At 68.7% G+C, this 19,721-nt stretch carries 15 protein-coding genes; 6 read left to right on the top strand and 9 right to left on the bottom strand.

Annotated elements, in window-relative coordinates:
• Positions 1 to 82: 82 nt before the first annotated feature.
• Positions 83 to 709 carry a DUF4168 domain-containing protein gene (locus CHRYSEO8AT_RS09180; RefSeq protein ID WP_159849331.1) on the top strand — a complete coding sequence of 209 codons (627 nt, stop codon included), beginning with the start codon at positions 83 to 85 and terminating at the stop codon, positions 707 to 709.
• Positions 710 to 712: 3 nt separating this feature from the next.
• On the opposite strand, the gene CHRYSEO8AT_RS09175 is transcribed toward CHRYSEO8AT_RS09180, so the two are convergent.
• Complete coding sequence (locus tag CHRYSEO8AT_RS09175; RefSeq protein WP_159849329.1) at positions 713 to 2,575, bottom strand: monovalent cation:proton antiporter-2 (CPA2) family protein; 1,863 nt, start codon at positions 2,573 to 2,575, stop codon at positions 713 to 715.
• Positions 2,576 to 2,741: 166 nt separating this feature from the next.
• On the opposite strand from CHRYSEO8AT_RS09175, the gene CHRYSEO8AT_RS09170 reads away from it, so the two are divergent.
• The 5 genes from CHRYSEO8AT_RS09170 to CHRYSEO8AT_RS09150 all read left to right on the top strand — a co-directional run bounded on the left by CHRYSEO8AT_RS09170 (position 2,742) and on the right by CHRYSEO8AT_RS09150 (position 8,831).
• Positions 2,742 to 4,610 (top strand): von Willebrand factor type A domain-containing protein, encoded by a 1,869-nt coding sequence (locus tag CHRYSEO8AT_RS09170; protein ID WP_159849327.1) that lies wholly within the window; start codon positions 2,742 to 2,744, stop codon positions 4,608 to 4,610.
• A gap of 60 nt (positions 4,611 to 4,670) precedes the next feature.
• A complete protein-coding gene (locus tag CHRYSEO8AT_RS09165) occupies positions 4,671 to 5,078 on the top strand; it encodes a CBS domain-containing protein (RefSeq protein WP_159849325.1) in 408 nt (135 codons plus the stop codon).
• A 76-nt stretch (positions 5,079 to 5,154) separates the two neighbouring features.
• Complete coding sequence (locus CHRYSEO8AT_RS09160; protein WP_159849323.1) at positions 5,155 to 5,724, top strand: hypothetical protein; 570 nt, start codon at positions 5,155 to 5,157, stop codon at positions 5,722 to 5,724.
• Positions 5,725 to 5,814: 90 nt separating this feature from the next.
• Positions 5,815 to 8,199: an ATP-binding protein gene (locus tag CHRYSEO8AT_RS09155; RefSeq protein WP_159849321.1), complete on the top strand. Its 2,385-nt coding sequence runs from the start codon at positions 5,815 to 5,817 to the stop codon at positions 8,197 to 8,199.
• Between the two features lie 158 nt (positions 8,200 to 8,357).
• Positions 8,358 to 8,831, top strand: coding sequence for a hypothetical protein (locus CHRYSEO8AT_RS09150; RefSeq protein WP_159849319.1), 474 nt, complete (start codon positions 8,358 to 8,360; stop codon positions 8,829 to 8,831).
• A 57-nt stretch (positions 8,832 to 8,888) separates the two neighbouring features.
• Here CHRYSEO8AT_RS09150 and CHRYSEO8AT_RS09145 read toward each other — a convergent pair whose 3' ends face one another.
• The 8 genes from CHRYSEO8AT_RS09145 to kdpA form a co-directional block, all read right to left on the bottom strand.
• Complete coding sequence (locus tag CHRYSEO8AT_RS09145; RefSeq protein ID WP_159849317.1) at positions 8,889 to 10,070, bottom strand: acetyl-CoA C-acyltransferase; 1,182 nt, start codon at positions 10,068 to 10,070, stop codon at positions 8,889 to 8,891.
• 58 nt (positions 10,071 to 10,128) lie between these two features.
• The gene (locus CHRYSEO8AT_RS09140; protein ID WP_159849315.1) at positions 10,129 to 11,103 is read right to left on the bottom strand and encodes a flavin reductase family protein; all 975 of its coding nucleotides are present in this window, start codon (positions 11,101 to 11,103) and stop codon (positions 10,129 to 10,131) included.
• Positions 11,104 to 11,185: 82 nt separating this feature from the next.
• Positions 11,186 to 11,875 carry a response regulator gene (locus CHRYSEO8AT_RS09135; protein WP_159849313.1) on the bottom strand — a complete coding sequence of 230 codons (690 nt, stop codon included), beginning with the start codon at positions 11,873 to 11,875 and terminating at the stop codon, positions 11,186 to 11,188.
• Positions 11,875 to 14,574, bottom strand: coding sequence for a sensor histidine kinase KdpD (locus CHRYSEO8AT_RS09130; RefSeq protein ID WP_159849311.1), 2,700 nt, complete (start codon positions 14,572 to 14,574; stop codon positions 11,875 to 11,877). Before CHRYSEO8AT_RS09130 ends, CHRYSEO8AT_RS09135 begins: the two co-directional genes overlap by 1 nt.
• Positions 14,575 to 15,153, bottom strand: coding sequence for a K(+)-transporting ATPase subunit C (gene kdpC, locus CHRYSEO8AT_RS09125; protein ID WP_159849309.1), 579 nt, complete (start codon positions 15,151 to 15,153; stop codon positions 14,575 to 14,577).
• A gap of 10 nt (positions 15,154 to 15,163) precedes the next feature.
• Positions 15,164 to 15,895, bottom strand: coding sequence for a TorF family putative porin (locus tag CHRYSEO8AT_RS09120; RefSeq protein ID WP_159849307.1), 732 nt, complete (start codon positions 15,893 to 15,895; stop codon positions 15,164 to 15,166).
• 23 nt (positions 15,896 to 15,918) lie between these two features.
• Positions 15,919 to 17,985, bottom strand: coding sequence for a potassium-transporting ATPase subunit KdpB (gene kdpB / locus CHRYSEO8AT_RS09115; RefSeq protein WP_159849305.1), 2,067 nt, complete (start codon positions 17,983 to 17,985; stop codon positions 15,919 to 15,921).
• Positions 17,986 to 18,003: 18 nt separating this feature from the next.
• Complete coding sequence (gene kdpA, locus CHRYSEO8AT_RS09110; RefSeq protein WP_159849303.1) at positions 18,004 to 19,713, bottom strand: potassium-transporting ATPase subunit KdpA; 1,710 nt, start codon at positions 19,711 to 19,713, stop codon at positions 18,004 to 18,006.
• Positions 19,714 to 19,721 lie beyond the last annotated feature (8 nt).

The following is a 19,721-nucleotide window of genomic DNA, read 5'->3' as shown; positions in this document are numbered from 1 at the left end:
CTCGGGGAGCGACGACGTGATTGCGTCGTCGCCGTCGTTCGACGGCGCCTCCAAGTGGACGCCAGATCGAAAGGACATGCCCATGCGCACGCCCCGCCTCGCCCTTTTCGCCTCCGTCGCCGTTCTGGCGACCGCCGCAACCGCCCAGGCCCAGGACGCCCCTGCCCCGACTGCGGGCGCGACGCCTGTCGCCACGCCCACGACCGGCTCTGCGACCTTCACCGATGACGAGCTGAAGAAGTTCGACGACGCCATGGTCAAGGTGAGAGCCGTCAGCGACACCCTGAACGGCGCCCAGCCGACGCCGGAACAACAGGCGCAGATGGCCGCCGCCGTACAGGATTCCGGTCTGGAAGTGACCCGCTTCAACACCCTGTCGAACGCCGTCGCCGCCGATCCGGCTCTGGCGGCCCGCATTCGCGTGGTCAACGCCACGCCGCCGGCGCCAGGCACGCCCGCCGCCGCCGTGACCGACGATGAACTGACCCGCTTCGTGACCGCCATGACCCAGATCCGCGCCATCACAGCCCAGGTCCAGAACAATCAAGCCACTCCGGCGCAGAGCGCTCAGCTGACCGCGGCTGTCGAGGCGTCGGGCCTGACGACGGAGCGTTTCAACACGATCTCCCGCCTGGTGTCGGAGGCGCCCTATCTGCAGGCCAAGGCCGAACTGGCCGGCGCGCGTCTGGAGAAGGACGTCAGCCAGTAGGGATCAGACGTCGGCGGGCTCGCGCCGGATGTCCGGGGCGGCCGGGCCCGCCTCGTCCTCGTTCAGCAGACGGCCTTCGCGCTTGGGCTTGATGTAGGGGGCGGGCTGCGGGGTCGGCATGTTGCCGCGCATCAGCTGGCGGCCGGCCTTGAGGCCGCCCGTCAGTTGCAGGTCCAGACGGGCCTCGTCGCGACGGCGCACGTCGCCGATGGTCTCGGCCGCCTGGCTTTCGTCCAGGCCCAGCTCGACCAGGGCGCGCTCGCCGAACTTGAGCGCCGACTCGAAGGTCTCGCGGATCTGATAGTCGACCCCGGCCTGGATCAGGCGCATCGAATGGCCCCGGTCGAAGGCACGGACCATGATCTTGGTGGTCGGGAACTCGGACTTGACCAGTTCGACGATGCGGTCGGCGGCCTCGGGCTTGTCCACGCAGACCAGGACGATCTCGGCCTCCTCCGCGCCCGACGCCCTGAGGGTGGCGAGCTGGGCGCCGTCGCCATAATAGACCTTGAAGCCGAACTGGGAGGCGGCCTGGATCATCTCCACGTCGTTCTCGATGATCGACACGTCCACGTCGCGGGCCAGCAGGGGTTGGGACACGACCTGGGCGAAACGGCCGAAGCCGATGATCAGCACCTGACCGCGCAGGTCCTTGGCGAAGTCGACGCCGTCCGCGTCCTCGGCCGACAGCACCGGCTTGGGCAGCAGGCGCTCGGTCAGCAGGCTGGTCAACGGCGTCAGGGCCATGGACAGGATGACGATGGCCGACAGCATGGCGCCGACCTGGGCGTCGAACAGGCCGGCCGTGACGGCCGCGCCATAAAGGACGAAGGCGAACTCGCCGCCTTGCGCGAACAGGGCCGCGCGCTCGACCGCCTCGTGGTGGGAGGCCTTGAACAGGCGGGCGACGCCATAGATGCCCAGCGCCTTGACCACCATGAAGGCGACCACGCCGCCGATGACCAGACGCCAGTCGGTGATCACGACCGACAGGTCCAGCGACATGCCGACGCTGAGGAAGAACAGGCCCAGCAGGATGGCGCGGAACGGCTCTACGTCCGATTCCAGCTGGTGACGGAAGGTCGATTCCGACAGCAGGACGCCGGCCAGGAAGGCGCCCATGGCCATCGACAGACCGCCCAGCGACATGGCCCAGGCCGCGCCGACGACGACCAGCAGGGCGGCGGCCGTCATCACCTCGCGCCCACCATAACGAGCCAGCAGGCGGAAGATCGGATCGACCAGATATTTGCCGGCCAGCAGCACCCCGCCGACCGCCGCGACCGCGAAGCCGATGGTCTGCCACAGGGGCGGGGCCTGTTCGTTCGCGACGCCCAGCACCGTGGCCAGGACGGCGACGATGGCCAGCAGCGGGACGATGGCCAGGTCTTCCAGCAGCAGGATGGAGACCGCCCGCTGGCCCGGCCCGCCCGCGATCTCGCCGCGCTCTTCCAGCATCTGCATGATGACGGCGGTGGACGACAGGACGAAGCCCATGGCGCCGACGAAGGCGACCGGGGCGGAGAAGCCGGCCAGCATGGCCGTCAGGGTCAGGATCAGGCCGCAGAACAGGACCTGGGCCGCACCCAGGCCGAAGATTTCCTTGCGCAAGCCCCACAGGCGTTTGGGCCGCATTTCCAGCCCGATGATGAACAGGAAGATGACCACGCCGAATTCGGCGACGTGCAGGATGGTCTCGGGTTCGCGAAACAGCTTCAGGCCGAAGGGACCGATGGCCAGGCCCGCCGCCAGATAGCCCAGCACGGAGCCCAGGCCGATCCGCTTGAACACCGGCACGGCGAGCACGCCCGCCGCCAGCAAGGCGGCCGCCGCGCCCAGATCCAGTCCCGTCGCCGCCTCGGACATCACATTCCCCCTCAAGCCTGGCCCCTATTGTGGGGGGCGTCGCGCGCGATTGCGAGATGGCGCCGAAGACACGGTCGAAGATCGCCGTGCGGCGAGCGACCCGGACGCCACAGTTTCGCCCCAGGACGACCCGCGACTGGCGTCAAGAAAACAACCGGAGGAAGCCATGTCACGTGTCATCAGGATCGCGGCCCTGTCACTGCTGAGCGTGTCGATCGCCGCGCCGCCGGCAGCCCTGCCGTCCATCGCCATGGCCAAGCCTTTGGATGGCGAAGCGACGCCGGCGGCCTGTGGCCCGCTGGGCTTCGACCTGGGCCAGCCGGCGCCGGTCGCTGCGCCCCCGGTGCGCCGTATGCCGCCGCCTCCCGTGAACATCACGCCCAGCCGCAAGGAAGACCGGGTCGAGTATACGGGCCCGCCCGTCAATATACCGGGTCCACCACCTCCGCCTGCGCCTCCTCCTCCGCCGCCACCTCCGGCCCCGCCAGCACCGATGCGGCCCGCCTTTATCCAAGGCTCGTCCGCCGCGTCAACTGCGGTGAATGAGCTCGTCGTAACCGGTTCTCGCGTCGTAGCGCCGGGCACGAGGCCCCCACCGGCCGATACCGAACGCTATCCCGACGCGACGCCCAATCCGGTGAAGCGGACCAGCGATCAGCCGGTCTCGACCTTCTCCATCGACGTGGATACGGCCGCCTATTCCAATGTCCGCCGCTTCATCGACGAGGGACGTGCGCCGCCCCGGGACGCGGTGCGGGTGGAGGAGCTGATCAACGCCTTCGACTATGACTACGCCCGGCCGACCGCGCAGAGCCGGCCGTTCGCCATCACGACGGCGGTGGCGGCCTCGCCTTGGGCGGAGGGTCGCCAGATCGTGCATATCGGTCTGCAAGGTTACGAACTGCCGGCCGGGGAGCAGCGGCCGCTGAACCTGACCTTCCTGGTCGATGTGTCCGGATCGATGGGGTCGGCCGACAAGCTGGACCTGGCCAAGAAGGCGATGAACCTGGCCATCGATCGGTTGCGGCCGCAGGACACCTTGGCGGTGACCTATTACGCCGAGGGCGCCGGCACGACGTTGCAGCCAACGCGCGGCGACGAGAAGCTGAAGATGCGTTGCGCCGTCGCCAGCCTGCGCGCGTCGGGCGGCACCGCCGGGGCGACCGGCATGACCAATGCCTATGACCAGGCCCAGGCCAGTTTCGCCCGAGACAAGGTCAACCGCATCCTGATGTTCACCGACGGCGACTTCAACGTCGGCGTCACCGACGACAAGCGGCTGGAGGACTATGTCGCCGACAAGCGTGGGAACGGCATCTATCTGTCGGTCTATGGCTTCGGGCGCGGCAACTATCAGGACGCGCGGATGCAGACCATCGCCCAGGCGGGCAATGGGGTGGCGGCCTATGTCGGGGATCTGAGGGACGCACGCCGGCTGTTCGGCCCGGCCTTCGACAAGGGGGCCTTCCCTATCGCCGACGACGTCAAGATCCAGGTCGAGTTCAATCCCGCCCGCGTCGCCGAATGGCGGCTGATCGGTTATGAGACACGGCTGTTGAACGAGGAAGACTTCAACAACGATCGGGTCGATGCCGGCGAAGTCGGATCGGGCGCGAGCGTCACGGCCCTGTACGAGATCACCCCCGTCGGCGGCCCGACCCAGGTTCCCGAGCGGCGCTATCCCGACAACCGCATCGGGGTGGGCGGGGGCGATCCGAACGGCGAGATCGGCTTCGTCCAGGTGCGCTACAAACAGCCGGGCCAGAGCCGCTCGGACCTGATCCAGCAGCCGCTGACCAATCGCGCATCAGGCCCGGTCGGCGCCCAGCCGCCGGAGGCGACCCGCTGGGCCATCGCCGTCGCCGGCTTCGGGCAGAAGCTGCGGGGCGATCCGTGGATGGCGGCCGACTATGGCTGGGACCGGATCGTCGATCAGGCGCAAGGGGCCAGGGGCGAGGATCCGTACGGCGATCGGGCCGAGTTCGTGCAGATGGTGCGGGCGGCCCAAGGCCTTCCCCCGACACGCACGCCCTGATCGGAACCGCTACGCTCGCGGCGGGTTTCCAGCGCAACGCTTCAACCAAGGAAACCCGCCATGAAGATCCGCGACGTGATGACCAAGGACGTGCATCTGGCCCGGCCTGCCGACACCATCCAGGACGTGGCCAGCCGCATGGCCAAGGGCGGCTTCGGCTTCGTGCCCGTCGCGGACGGCGACCAGCTGATCGGTACGATCACCGACCGCGACATCGTGGTGCGTGCGCTGGCGACCGGCGCGGCCTCCAGCGCGGCGGTGGTGGAGTTCATTACGCGCGATCCGCAGACGGTGCTGGACACCGATGACCTGAAGGTCGTGCTGGACCTGATGGGCGCCAAACAGATCCGCCGTGCGCCGGTGGTGGACAAGCACGGCCGCGTCGTCGGCGTGGTCTCGCTGGGCGACCTGTCCACGCGGGTGAAGGAGAAATACGCCGGCGAGACGCTGGAGAGCATCTCGCGTTAAGACCTGCGTAACCGCGCCCTGACACCGGGCGTCAAGGATCGTCGTTCATGCTGTTCCTCCATAATCGGAGGATGGCATGGCGCGCGCGCAGTTCCAGAAGGGTCAGAAGGTCTGGGTCGAGTGTGTCGGCGCCTGGGCCTTCGTCGAACAGGTCCAGCCCGTCTGGGCCAAGGGCTTCGAGGAACCCGTGCGCGTCACATACGACGTCGGCCTGGGACGTGAGTTCACCGCCAACGAACTGATGCTGGCGATGGACGATCCGTCGGCGGATGAGGGCGTCGGCGAATGGAGGCTGCTGCGCGCGCGCAACAAGTGGCAACTGCCCGAGGACTGCCTGCATCACCCGCATCCCGGCACCTATCCCGTCGTCGTTACCGACCGCGCGGACTGGGGCGGCTGGCGCGTGCCGGGCGCCGAATACGACCGCGACCCGCAACAGATCGAGCTTCAGGCCCGGCTGATCGCCGCCGCGCCGCAACTGATGCAGATCGCCCAAGGGCTGGTGGACATGGTGTCGGAGGCGCCCGACGACGCCCCGCCCGCCGTCCTGACACTGGCCCGTCAGGCGCGCGATACGCTGCAAGGCGTGACGCGGGTGCTGGAACCGGCGCCCGATCGCCTGCCAGCGCCGGTCGCCGCGGCTTAAAATACCGTTAAAAGCGCGCGCCGAGCCTCGACAGGAATCCGCGACACAGCCTAGATTCCCCCTACAGCAGATTTGCCGGAGGGACGGGGCTTGCGCAACGAGGAGCGTCGGGAACAACGGTCGGGGCGTCGCGCCTCGGACCGCGCCCCCGGCGCGCCTGCCTGGCTGCGCATATCCGTGCTGGTCCTGGCCTTGATCGCTACCGGCTATGTGCTTCTGGCGTCACGCGAAATCACGCGACCGACCCGAGATGTCAGCCGGCTGGAAGCCGAGAACCTGACGCTGAGCGCGCAACTGGTCGCCAGCCAGACCGCCGTCCTGATCCAGTCCGCCGACGCCGGCCTCGCCGCCGGCCAGGCCGAAATCCGCGCGGGTCGTGCGCCGATCGACGTGGTCGAGGCCGCACGTCGCGTCGCGCCCCAGGTCGGTTTCTCTCTGATCGGCCCCGGCGAGACCGTTCAGGCGGCCCAAGGCGAGGGCGCCGTCCCCGTGGCCAGCGCCAACCTCAACGGCCTGCGGCTGGAGGCGCGGATGGACCCGCCGCTGCCGGCGTCGGGCGAGGCGCGGATCGTGTCGGCGGGCGGCGTCGTTCTGGCCTCCAGCCGCGCCGCCGAAATCGGCCAGCCGATCCGGGCGTTGATCGGCGTGGACGCCGCCGCTCTGGCCGACCAGACGACGCCGCGCAACGTGACCATCGACGGCGAGGGCCGGATCGCGACCGCCGCGCGCACGACGCCGAACGGGCCCTATGTCGTGACCCTGTCGAAGGGCGCGGCGTCGTCGTTCCTGGACGACGCTTGGCTGGTGGCCGTGCCGCTTGTGCTGGGCCTGGGCGTCGTCGGTCTGTTCGTCTTCTACGGCTTTCGCCGGACCCGTCAGCACCGCGAGCGTGTCGCCACCGAAAAGCGGTTCCGCATCGCGGTCGAGGCCGCGCGTTGCGGCGTGTGGGAATGGGACCTGAAGAAGGACGAGGTGTCCCTGTCGGACTTCATGGCGGCGCTGCTGGGCTTCGATCGCGGCGGCGTGACCTCGGCCGAAGACGTCATCGCCCGCGTCCACCCGCGCTTCCAGGAAGATTTCCGCCACGCCCTGCGCCAGGCCGCGGCCTATGGCGCCTTCGAGATCACCTTCCCCGTGCCGGGCGCCGACGGGCGCGCGCGCTGGATCGACGCGCGGGGCCAGGCGCGCGGTCCGCGTGGCGAGGCAGGCTTTTCGGCCATCCTGGGCGTGGCGCTGGACATCACCGAGGCCCGCCGGGCCAAGGCCGCCGCCCAGGCCGCCGAGAGCCGGTTGCGTGACGGGGTGGAGAGCATTTCCGACGCCTTCGTCCTGTTCGACCGTCAGGGCCGGCTGATCCTGTGGAACCAGGCGTTCGAGGACGCCTTCGGCTTCGAGCACGGAATAGTCCGGCGCGGCGCGCTGAAGGACGAGCTGAACCGCATCGCCGCCCTGGCCATCAAGGCCGAGCATAAGCCCGCAGGCGGCCGCGCTGGCCTACGCGAGGTCGAGCTGCACGACGGGCGCTGGCTGCAGCTGTCCGAGCGGTTCACCTCCGAGGGCGGCTCGGTCGTCACCGCCGCCGACATCACCGCCATCAAACGCCAGGAGGCCGAGCGTCGCCGCGCCGCCGACGACCTGCGCGTCACCGTCGATCAACTGGAGGCCAGCCGCGAGACGCTGGCGCTGCTGGCCCGCAAATACGAGGTCGCCATGACCCGCGCCGAGGCCGCCAACCAGGCCAAGTCCGAGTTCCTGGCCAATATGAGCCACGAGCTGCGCACGCCCCTGAACGCCATCAACGGCTTCTCGGAGATCATGGCCAGCGAGCTGTTCGGGCCGCTGAACGAGAAATACAAGGGCTATGCCGGCGACATCCTGAAGTCGGGCCAGCACCTGCTCAGCCTGATCAACGACGTGCTGGACATGGCCAAGATCGAGGCCGGCAAGATGACCCTGCACTATGAGCCGGTGTCGCTGCGCGAGGTGTGCGAGGACGCCGTGCGCCTGATGCGCGGCAAGGTTCAGGAGGCGGGGCTGAAGATTTCCATCGAGGGCGGCGACCTGCCCGACATCGAGGCCGACCACCGCGGGGTCAAACAGGTGCTGCTGAACCTGATCTCAAACGCCGTGAAGTTCACGCCCGACGGCGGGTCCATCGTCGTGTCTCTGGACCGGTTCGCAGGCCCGGCGGGCGAGGACCGCATCCGCGTCGCCTGCGCCGACACCGGCATCGGCATCGCCCCCGACGATCTGGTGCGCCTGGCCCGGCCGTTCGAACAGGTCGAGGGCCAGCATTCGAAAACCACGCAAGGCACCGGCCTGGGCCTGGCCCTGACCAAGGCCCTGATCGAGATGCACGGCGGCAAGCTGACCATGGAAAGCGAACCGGGCCTGGGCACGGTGGTCAGCTTCGACCTGCCGGTGAAGCGGCCGGACCAGACGGTGCAGCCGATCCGGGCGGCGTTCGCGGCTTAGGGGGTTGGCGATCACGTCATGAATGACTTCCTTCATGAGAACGATCATGACATTGGGCGCCGAAGCGGTTTATCCTCAGACTCACCACGCCATTCGCAACCAGTAGTTTACACCAACTGTGCGATCCGCCGCTCCATATTGTTTCAGAGGAGCGCCACATGACCATCGATTGGTCAATCATCACGGACTGGGTTCAAGCTATTGGTAGCGTAGCTGCCGTTTGGGCAGCATTTGCCATTTTCTCTCGACAAAACAGAGAGCACAATGCTCGAGAGCAAAATGCTGCCGAAGCAAAAATCACCGCTGCTCGCGCCGTGCTGAAACGCTCTCATGAAGCCATCAGGCGCGCTCATTCCAAGATGACGAGAAGCGCCAAGACCACGTTCGCTCTTGGGAACGTCAGCGCCACTGAAGAAGACCTAGATGAGTGCATCGACCTGCTTTGCAGCGTTCCTCTTTTCGAACTGCCGAGTACCGACCTCGTGACGCGAGTCATGGACGCTAGGTACTGGTTGAACACAGCCCGTCGGCGGACTGAGAAGGTACGTGAAGCCCTTGAGGCTGGCGCTTCGATGGATAAGGACCTCTATAAAGATCCTCTCAATCACCTCACCCAAGCCGCCGACTTCTGACGCGTTGTTCGAACTCCGCACCCTTAGCTATCGTCCGCTAAGTGTACGACGAAAGCCCTACACCAACTCCACGCCCATCGCCGTGGCTTCGCCGCCGCCGATGCAGAGGGCGGCCATGCCCTTGGTCTTGCCGTGGGCTTTCAGGGCGGACAGCAGGGTGGTCAGGACGCGGGCGCCGGAGGCGCCCAGCGGGTGGCCCAGGGCGCAGGCGCCGCCGTTGACGTTGATCTTGTCGTGGGGGATGCCGAGTTCCTGCATGGCGATCATCGGCACGATGGCGAAGGCCTCGTTGACCTCCCACAGGTCGACGTCGTCGGCGCTCCAGCCCGCCTTCTTCAGCGCCTTTTGCAGGGCGAAGACCGGGGCGGTGGTGAACAGGCTGGGCTCCTGGGCGTAGGCGGCCTGGCTGACGATGCGGGCGATGGGCGTCAGGCCCAGGGCCTGGGCCGTCGACTGGCGCATCATGACCAGGGCGGCGGCGCCGTCCGAGATCGAGGCGGCCGAGGCGGCGGTGATGGTGCCGTCCTTGCCGAAGGCGGGCTTCAGGTTGGGGATCTTGGAGGGGTCGGACTTGGTCGGCTGTTCGTCGCGATCGACGATGACGGGGCCCTTGCGGGTCTTGACCTCGACCGAGGCGATCTCGGCGTCGAAGGCGCCCGAGTCCTGGGCGCGCTTGGCCCGGCCGGCGCTTTCGATGGCGTAGGCGTCCTGCTGCTCGCGGGTGAACTGATAGACCTTGGCCGTGTCCTCGGCGAACTGACCCATCAGCTTGCCGGGGGTGTAGGCGTCCTCCAGCCCGTCCAGATACATGCTGTCGGAAATGACGTCGTGGCCGATGCGGGCGCCGCCCCGGTGCTTGGTCATCAGATACGGGGCGTTGGTCATGGACTCCATGCCGCCCGCCACGATCACATCGGCGGACCCGGCCGCCAGGGCGTCGTGCGCCATCATCGCCGCCTGCATGCCCGAGCCGCACATCTTGTTGATGGTCGTCGCCTCGGTCGAGACGGGCAGGCCTGCGCCCATCCCCGCCTGACGCGCCGGCGCCTGGCCCAGGCCGGCGGGCAGGACGCAGCCCATGATGATCTGCTCGACCTTGTTCGGGTCCAGCCCGGCGCGCTCCAGCGCCGCCTTGACCGCCACCGCGCCCAGGTCGGTGGACTTGGCGTCCGACAGCGCGCCCTGGAAACCGCCCATCGGGGTTCTGGCGTAGGAGACGATGACGACGGGATCGGACATGGAGCGGTTCCTCTTGCTTGCGAGGACAGATAGCGATCCGCCCGATCAATTCAAAGCGTCAGGAGAAGTGCAGCCGCCGATACTTGCCCCGGAAATAGAGCAGCGGATCGCGTCGAGGCTCGAACCGCGCGCGCGTGACCCGGCCGATGATGACCAGGTGATCGCCGGCCTCGACGATCTGCTCCGTGCCGCATTCGAAACTGGCCAGGGCGCCCGACAGGATGGGCGCGCCGGTGTCCCAGGTCTCCCACGCCACGTCCTGGAACCGGTCGGCCTGGGACCGGGCGAAGACGCCGGAGGTCGGCTGCTGGCCAATGTGCAGGACGTTGATGGCGAAATGGTCGGCCTGACGGAAACGCTCGACGTTGGTGGACGAGCGGGCCAGGCAGAACAGAATCAGCGGCGGGTCCAGCGACACCGAGGAGAAGGAGTTGGCCGTCAGGCCGACGGGCTGTCCGGCCTCGTCCAGCGTCGTCACCACCGTCACCCCGGTCGCGAAACAGCCCAGGGCGTCACGCAGGGTGCGGGGGTCGGACCCGGCCTGATAGACCATGGCCTCGCGCGGGGCCTGGCGTTCCAGAAAGCCCAGCAGGGCGGCGTTCTCGGCCTCGACCGGGTCGGGACCGTCGTCGCGGGAGATGATCTGGACCGGCAGGCCGGCCAGCAGGGCCTCGACCTCGGGCGACACGGCGCCCTGCCCTTCGCCGGCGACGATGGTCAGGCAACTGGCCAGGGCCGGTCCGGTGACGGCGAGCGCGGGAGCCACGGCCTCCAGCGTCCGGTCGGAACAGACGATGGCCGGGCGCGAGGGGATTTCGGTCAGCAGGCGACGCAGGGCGGCCGAGCCGTCCTCGGTCCGATCGAAATCGGCCGCCAGCACGACGTGGCGCCCCGCCTCGACCAAGGCGCGTACCGACCGGCGCCAGTCGCCGGACAGACGTTCGGGCGCGCCGATCAGCAGGACGATGGGATCCTCCGGGTCGCCCCAGCTTTCGACGTCCAGGCCTCCGATCCGGGGCGGCGATGCGGTCATGAGGCGGGGCGGTCCGGTCTGTGGTGGGCGAGAGAGCCGTCCCTTAATAAGGGAAGTCCGGCCGCCGACGCCAGCCGGACGATCAGACGTTCAGTCGATAGCCGACGCTCGGCTCGGTCACCACCAGGGTCGGCTCGGCCGGATCGACCTCCAGCTTGTGCCGCAGTTGGCCGACGACGACGCGCAGATACTGAACGTCTTGCAGATGGCCGGCGCCCCAGACGGTCTTGAGCAGATCGACATGGCCCAGCACCTTGCCGGCGTTGCGCGCCAGATAGGCCAAGACGTCGTACTCCTTGGGCCTCAGCTTCACCCGTTCACCGGCGCGGGTGACGATGCGGCGGTCCAGGTCGATCACGACGTCCCCGGCCGTGACCACGCCGCCCGCGACTGGCGTCAGCGCGCCCTGACGCAGACCCGCGCGGATGCGGGCCAGCAGTTCGCCGACGCCGAACGGTTTTTCCACATAGTCGTTGGCGCCCAGGTCCAGGGCTGTGATCTTTTCGGCCTCGCGGTCGCGCGCGGACAGGACGATGATCGGGCCCTGATAGAAGTCCCGCGCCCGCGTCAGCACGTCCTTGCCGTCCATGTCGGGCAGACCGAGGTCCAAGACCACGGCGTCGGGGCTCCACAGGGCGATGGCGCGCAGGCCCTCCTGACCGCTGTCGGCGCGGCGGGGTTCATAGCCGGCGGCGTCCAGGGCGGGGGCCAGGAAGCGGTGGATCTGGGGCTCGTCGTCGATGACCAGAACCTGGGGGCGAACGGCGGACATCACAGCAGATCCCGGTGGGTGGCGATGGACTTCGGCAGGCTGATCAGGATGCGGGCGCCCAGCTTGCCGCCGTCCGGGCCATCCTGGATCGGGCTGGCGGCGGCGATGCGGCCACGCATGGCCTCGACGAAGCCCTTGGCGATGGCCAGGCCCAGACCCGCCCCCTTGGCGCGGTCGGTGGACGCTTCCATGCGGCGGAACTTGTCGAACACCCGTTCCAGTTCGGCGGTGGGAATGCCGCGCCCCTCGTCCTCGATGGAGATGACGACGGCGCCGCGATCCTCATAGGCCGCCAGTTCGATGGTCGTGCCGTCGGGGCTGTAGGCGATGGCGTTTTCCAGGATGTTGACCACCGCCTGTTCCAGCAGGCCCGGATCGGCCTCGACCATGCTGAGCTGGGCCGGGAAGTCGCGCGTGACCTTGCGTTGGCTCAGGCGGCGCGACACGCGGTCGGCGGCGGCGTTCAGGATGTCGCGCACATCGGTCCAGTCGGTGCGGACGTTCAGGCCGCCGCCCTCCAGCCGGGTCATGTCCAAGAGGTCGCCGACATAGCGCGACAGGCGTTCGGCCTCCTCGCGGATGCTGAGCAGCAGGTCGTCGCGGACCTCGGGCTTCAGGGTCGCGCCATAGTCGATCAGGGTGGTTGCCGAGCCCAGGACGGTGGACAGGGGCGTGCGCAGATCGTGGCTGACCGAGTTCATCAGGGCGGCGCGGAAACGGTCGGCGCGACGCAGGGTCTCTGTTTCCAGCGCCTGCCCCGCCAGGTCGGCCCGCTCCAGCGCCACCGCGCCCTGGTCCAGCAGGGCCATGGCCAGGCGTTCCTCGTCCGATCCCGCCGCCACGGCCGAAGCGTCGATGCCTGCCACGCCGGCCCGGCCGCGCACGCCCTGCAGAGGCTGAAACCGCCAGTGGGTCTGCGGCAGGGTGCCGGTGCCGTGTCCCGTGACCTCGCCATGGGTCCAGGCCCAGCGAGCGGCGGCCATGGCGTCGGGCGCCAGGGTCACGCCCTCGGGGCTGGCGGCGGTCAGGGTCAGATCGTCGTCTTCGGGCAGCAGGACGACCGCCCCGGCGCCGGCGGCGGCCGAGGCCTGTTCGGCCAGGGTTCGGGCCGTGGTCGCGCGATCCTGACCCGCCGACAGGGTCTGGCTGGCGGCCAGCAGGGCCGAGACGGCGGCGGCGCGGCGCTGGGCCGCCCTGGCCTGTTCGCGCACCCGCCCCGCCAGGGCGCCCGTGCCCAGGGCCACGCCCCAGAAGACGATCAGCGTCAGCACGTCCGTCGGCGAGCCGATCAGGAAGCTGTAGCGCGGCTGAAGGAACAGGAAGTTGTAGGTCAGGAAGGCCAGGGTCGCCGCCGCCAGCGCGGGCCGCAGTCCGTTCAGCACCCCGGCCGCCACCACGGCCGCCAGATAGATGACGCCCAGATCGACCCGCTCGAACCGCGTGTCCAGCAACAGGGCGGCGCCCGTCGCGGCCAGGACGAAGGCCGCGCCCGCCGGATAGCCGCGCCAGTCCAACGCCGCCCTGACGCCAGACTTGGACGCCGGTTCGGGCGCGGTCAGGTCGCCCTCGGTCACGACGTGGACGGCGACGCCCTGGGCCTTGCGCAGCAGTTCGGTCGCCAGCGCCCGTCCTGTCCATTCGCTGAACCGCCCGCCCCCCGTCTTGCCGATGACGATCTGGGTGACGTTGTTGCGGTGGGCGTGATCCAGCACGGCGCGGACCACATCGTCGCCGCTGATCGTCACGGGCCGTCCGCCCAACTGCTCCGCCAGTTTAAAGGCTTCGGACAATCGGCCCGCCGAGCGGGCGTCGGCGCGCGATCCGCTGGGCCGTTCGACGTGGGCCACCGACCAGGGGGCGTCCATCATCATGTCCGACATCCGCCGCCCGGTGCGAACCAGTGAGGCGGTCATGGCGTCGCCGCCGACCAGGACCAGAATCCGCTCGTTCGCCGCCCACGGCCCCGACACGCCCCGCTCACGCAGGTGCAACAGCAGTTGATCGTCCACCGTCTGTGCCGCGCGGCGCAGGGCCAGTTCGCGAAGCGCCGTCAGGTTCTCGATCTTGAAGAAGTTCTCGGACGCCACCCGCGCCGTCTCGGGCACATAGACCTTGCCCTCGGCCAGACGCGCCCGCAGGTCCTCGGGTGTGATGTCCACGACCTCGATGTCGTCGGCGCCGGTCAGGGCGCTGTCGGGGACGGCCTCCCTCTGGCGCACCCCGGTGATGCGCAGGACGACGTCGGACAGGCTCTCCAGATGCTGGATGTTCAGCGTCGTCCAGACGTCGATCCCGGCGTCGCGCAGCTCCTCCACATCCTGCCACCGTTTCGGATGGCGCGACCCCGGCGCATTGGAGTGGGCGTATTCGTCGACCAGCAGCAGTTCGGGACGCCGCGCCAAGGCGCCGTCGAGGTCGAACTCCATCAGGGCGCGGTCGCGGTGATCGATCGGCGCGCGCGGCATGACGTCCAGCCCGCGCAGCAGGCTCATCGTCTCCTTGCGGCCGTGGGTCTCTACCACGCCGACGACGACATCCAGCCCTTCGGCCTTTCGCCGGCGCGCGGCGCGCAGCATCTCATAGGTCTTGCCCACGCCGGGCGACATGCCCAGAAACACCTTCAGCCGCCCGCGCTTGCGGCGCGGAACGGCTGAAGTCGCGGGCGTTGTCTTGGCCGGATCGGGCGCCGGTTCGGGCAATCAGCCCTCCGCGCCGAAGCGGGCGTCCAGCGCGCGATTGGTCATCAGGACATTGACGTGCGGCTGGCCGATGAAGCCGAGGAAGGCCCCCTCGGTCCGCTCGTCGATGATGCTCTGGACCTGCTGCACGGAGACGCCTCTGGCGCGGGCGATCCGCGCGGCCTGAAGCCGAGCGTAGGCCGGAGACACGTCCGGGTCGAGGCCCGAACCCGAGGTCGTCACCGCATCGGCGGGGATGACGCCGGGGCCGTCCTCGACGCGGATCGCCTGGGCGGTTTCGGCGACGCGGGCGGCCAGGTCCGCGTTCAGCGGCCCCATGTTGGAGCCGGACGAGGCGGCGGCGTCATAGCCGTCGCCCGCCGCCGAGGGGCGCGGATGCAGATAGGTTGCGCCGGCGAACGGTTGACCGATCAGGGAAGAGCCGACGACCCGGCCGCCGGCGTCGCGCACCAGGCTGCCGTCAGCCTGATCGGGGAAGAGGGTTTGGGCGACGCCGGTGACGGCCAGCGGATAGGCCAGCCCCAGCAGCAGGGTGAAAAGGGCCATCATCACGAGGGCCGGGCGAAGTTGGTTGACCATGATCGTCGCCTCAGAAGCTGGCCTTCAGCGTGGCTACGGCGCGTGCGCCATAGCCGTCGCCGAAGTCGTGTTGATCGGTGTCGTGATAGCGGACGTCCAGCGCCAGATTGTCGGTCAGCTGATAGGCCGCGCCCAAGTTCCAGGTGGTGTAGTCCAGGTCCGACGAGACCCACTGACGGCCGACCGCGCCGGACACCGTCCACTTGTCGGCCGGGCTGACGGCGCCGTTGATCTCGGCATAGGTCGCCTCGTCCTCGGCTGCGCCGAAGAAGTCGGGCGAATAATAGACGGCTGCACCCAGGGTCGCCAATCCTAGAGGTGTCTGGCCGACGGCGCGCGAGACGGCCGCTTTCAGCTCGACATAGTCATAGTCCGCGCCGTCCGGCTGACCGGCGTAGAGGTAGCCGATCACGCCGAAGTCCAGCGCATAACCGGCGATCTCGGGCCGATAGCCGGCGTAGAGATCGATTTCGGCGTCCGTATCGTCGCCGAAATCGACGTTGGAGGCCCAGCCGCCGGCATAGAAGCCGTTCCTGGTCAGATCGACCCCGGCCGAGATCGCCGGGTTTTCCTGGGTCTGGCTGACGCCGCGGAAGACATAGTCGGAGGTCAGGGCGACGTTCGCCGAGACGTCCTGGGCCTTGGCCTCGCTGCACAGGCCCAGGCCGGCGATGCCGACGATGCAGGCGGCGGCGAACCAGGCGTCGTTGCGGCCCGAGGCTCTGGAGTGGGGTTTACGCATGGAGATGTCCTTGGAAGCGCGCATCAGGCCAGGCCGAGCGCGGAAATGAGAAGGTCGATCAGCTTGATGCCGACGAACGGGGCGATCAGGCCGCCCAGGCCGTAGATCAGCAGGTTGCGACCCAGCAGGGCGGCGGCGCCGATGGCCCGGTATTTCACGCCCTTCAGCGCCAGCGGAATCAGGGCGACGATGACCAGGGCGTTGAAGATGACCGCCGACAGGATGGCGCTCTCGGGGCTGTGCAGCCGCATGACGTTCAGCGCGCCCAGCGATGGCAGGGCGACCACGAACATCGCCGGGATGATGGCGAAATACTTGGCCACGTCGTTGGCGACCGAGAAGGTGGTCAGGGCGCCGCGCGTGATCAGCAGTTGCTTGCCGACCTCGACGATCTCGATGACCTTGGTCGGGTCGCTGTCGAGATCGACCATATTGCCGGCCTCGCGCGCGGCCTGGGCGCCGGTCTGCATGGCCACGCCGACGTCGGCCTGAGCGAGCGCAGGGGCGTCGTTTGCGCCGTCGCCGCACATGGCGACCAGACGCCCCTTGGCCTGTTCGGCCTTGATCAGACGCATCTTGTCCTCTGGCGTCGCCTCGGCGAGGTAGTCGTCCACCCCGGCTTCCGAAGCGATGGCGGCGGCCGTGACCGGATTGTCGCCGGTGATCATGACGGTGCGCAGGCCCATGCGGCGCAGGTCGGCGAAGCGCGCCTTCACGCCCGGCTTGACTACGTCCTTCAGGTGGATGACGCCGACCAGGGCGCCGTTCTGGGTGACGGCCAGGGGCGTGCCGCCCGAACGCGCGATCCGGTCCACGGCCTGGCGGAACTCGGCCGGAGCCGAACCGTCGGCCAGACCCAGATCCTTGAGCACGGCATCGACCGCGCCCTTGCGCCAGCTGTCCTTGCCGACGTCCAGACCCGACTGGCGGGTGACGGCGGTGAAGGGGATGGCCGTGGCGCCGGTCGGTTGATCGACCGAGACGCCGGCGTTGCGGCCCAGTTCGACGATGGACCGGCCTTCCGGCGTCTCGTCGGCCAGGGACGCCATGACGGCGGCGGCCAGGGCGGCTTCGGGACGAACGCCGGGGACCGGGATGACCTCGGTCGCCATGCGGTTGCCGAAGGTGATGGTGCCGGTCTTGTCGAGCAGCAGAGTGTCGACGTCGCCTGCCGCCTCCACCGCACGGCCCGAGGTCGCCAGCACGTTCACCTTCAGCAACCGGTCCATGCCGGCGATGCCGACGGCGGACAACAAGCCCCCGATCGTGGTCGGGATCAGGGTGATGAACAGGGCGCCCAGGACCATCGGGTCCAGATCGACGCCGGAATAGGCACCCAGGCCGACCAGGGTCACGACCGCGATCAGGAAGATCAGGGTCAGGCCGGCCAGAAGCACGGCCAGGGCCAGTTCGTTCGGCGTCTTTCGGCGGTCCGCGCCCTCGACCATGGCGATCATGCGGTCGAGGAAGGTGGAGCCCGGTTTGGCGGTGATGCGGACCTTGATCCAGTCGGAGACGACGGTGGTGCCGCCGGTCACGGCCGAACGGTCGCCGCCGCTTTCGCGGATCACCGGGGCGCTCTCGCCGGTGATGGCGGCCTCGTTGACCGAGGCCACGCCCTCGATGATCTCGCCGTCCGAGGCGATCACGTCGCCGGCCTCGACCAGGATGATCGACCCGACCTCAAGTTCCGACGCATTGGTGGGGACCACCGTGCCGGTCTTGGGATCGACGATCAGCTTGGCCTTGGTCGTGACGCGGGTGGCGCGAAGACTGTCGGCGGCCGCCTTGCCGCGTCCCTCGGCGATGCTTTCGGCGATGTTGGCGAACAGGACCGTGGCCCACAGCCACAGGGCCAGTTGCACCGCAAAGCCTGCCGACTGACCGCCGGCGATGGCCGCCGCCGCCGAGATGGTGGACAGAAGCGCCACGATCCAGGTGGTGAAGATGATCGGGTTCTTGATCAGTTTGACGGGGTTCAGCTTGACGAAGGCGTCGCCGACGGCGCGTCCGATCATCGCCCCGGAGAGCCCGCCCGCGAGGGGCGACGAGCGGCCGCCCTCGCGTGGGTCCAGTGTTACTTGTGTCATGTCAGGATGTCCGGAGGATCAGGCGCCGGCGACCGCGGCGAGCACCTGGAAGTGCTCGACGATGGGTCCCAAGGCGAGGGCGGGCAGAAACTGCAAACCGCCGAGGATGAGGATCACGCCGATCAGCAGGCCGATGAACAGGCCGTTGTCGGTGGGCAGGGTGCCGGGGCTGGGCGCCAGCTTGGGCTTGACGACCAGGCTGCCGGCGATGGCCAGGACGGCGACGGCCGGAATGAACCGCCCGAACAGCATGGCCAGGCCCAGGGTCGTGTTCCACCAAGGGGCGTTGGCGGTCAGGCCCGCAAAGGCCGAACCGTTGTTCGCCGCCGCCGAGGTGTAGGCGTACAGTATCTCCGACAGGCCATGCGGCCCCTTGTTCAGCAGGCCCGCCAGCGCCGTCGGAAAGACCGCGCCGATAGCCGAGAAGCCCAGGATGGACAGCGGCAGGATCAGCACCGCGATCATGGCGAACTGGATCTCGCGCGCCTCGATCTTCTTGCCCAGATATTCCGGCGTCCGACCGACCATCAGACCGGCGACGAAGACCGACAGCAGGGCCATGACCACCATGATGGCGATGCCCGAACCGACGCCGCCGGGCAGGATCTCGCCCAGCTGCATCAGGAACATCTGCAAGGCCCCGCCCAGCGGCATGAAGCTGGCGTGCATCGAATTGACCGAGCCGTTCGAGGCCCCCGTCGTGACGACGGACCAGACGGTCGAGGCCGGCGCGCCGAAGCGGACCTCCTTGCCCTCCATGTTGACCGAGGCGTCCACCTGGGCTGCGACCAGGGACGGCGCCGGTTGGGTCTCGATGACGTACATGGCGGCGCTGGACACGGTCAGCAGGATCAGCGCCGCCGCCGCCAGGGCCTTGATGTCGCGCCCGGCCATCGCCGTGCGGCCGAAGGCGAAGAAGGCGGCCCAGCCCATGACGTTGATCGCGACGGCGGTCAGCAGGTTGGTGATGGCGTTCGGGTTCTCGAACGGATGGGCGCCGTTGACGTTGAAGACGCCGCCGCCGTTGATGCCCAGTTGCTTGATCGCGACCTGGCTGGCCGCCGGGAACAGCGGCAGAGTTTGCGACCCGCCCTCGACGCCGACCGCGTGGACGTTCGCCGCCAGGCTCTGGACGATGCCGAGACCGGCCAAGGCCACCGCCAGGATCAGGGCGGCGGGCAAGAGGACATAGAGGGTGGTGCGCGTCAGGTCGGCCCAGAAGTTGCCGACGCCCTCGCCGCGATTGGCGACGAAGGCCCGCGCCAGGGCGGCCGCGATGGTCGCCCCGGTCGCGGCGGAGACGAAGTTCTGCACCGTCAGACCCACCATCTGAGTGAAGGCCGACAGGGTCGTCTCGCCGCCGTAGCTCTGCCAATTGGTGTTGGTGACGAAGCTGACGGCGGTGTTGAAGGCCAGGTGCGGCGACACGCCCGCAAAACCTTGCGGGTTCAGCGGCAACACGCCCTGCAGGCGCAGGATGGCGTACAGCAGGACCAAGCCCGCCAGGTTGAAGGCCAGCAGGGCGCTGGCGTATCCCAGCCAGCCCTGGCTGCGCTTCGGATCGACGCCCGCCGCGCCGTAGAAGACGGCCTCCACCGGCTTGAGCACCGGGTCCAGCCAGGTCCGTTCGCCGTTCCAGACGCGCGACATATAAATGCCGATGGGCCAGCCGAGCATTACGGCCAGCCCAAGGGTCAGGGCGATCTCGCCCCATCCTTGAATGTTCATGAATTCCG

The sequence above is a fragment of the Brevundimonas sp. G8 genome (genome assembly GCF_902506205.1).
GTDB lineage: Bacteria > Pseudomonadota > Alphaproteobacteria > Caulobacterales > Caulobacteraceae > Brevundimonas.
The sequence above is the reverse complement of the archived record's forward strand: the minus strand, read 5'-3'. Positions and strand labels throughout refer to the sequence as shown.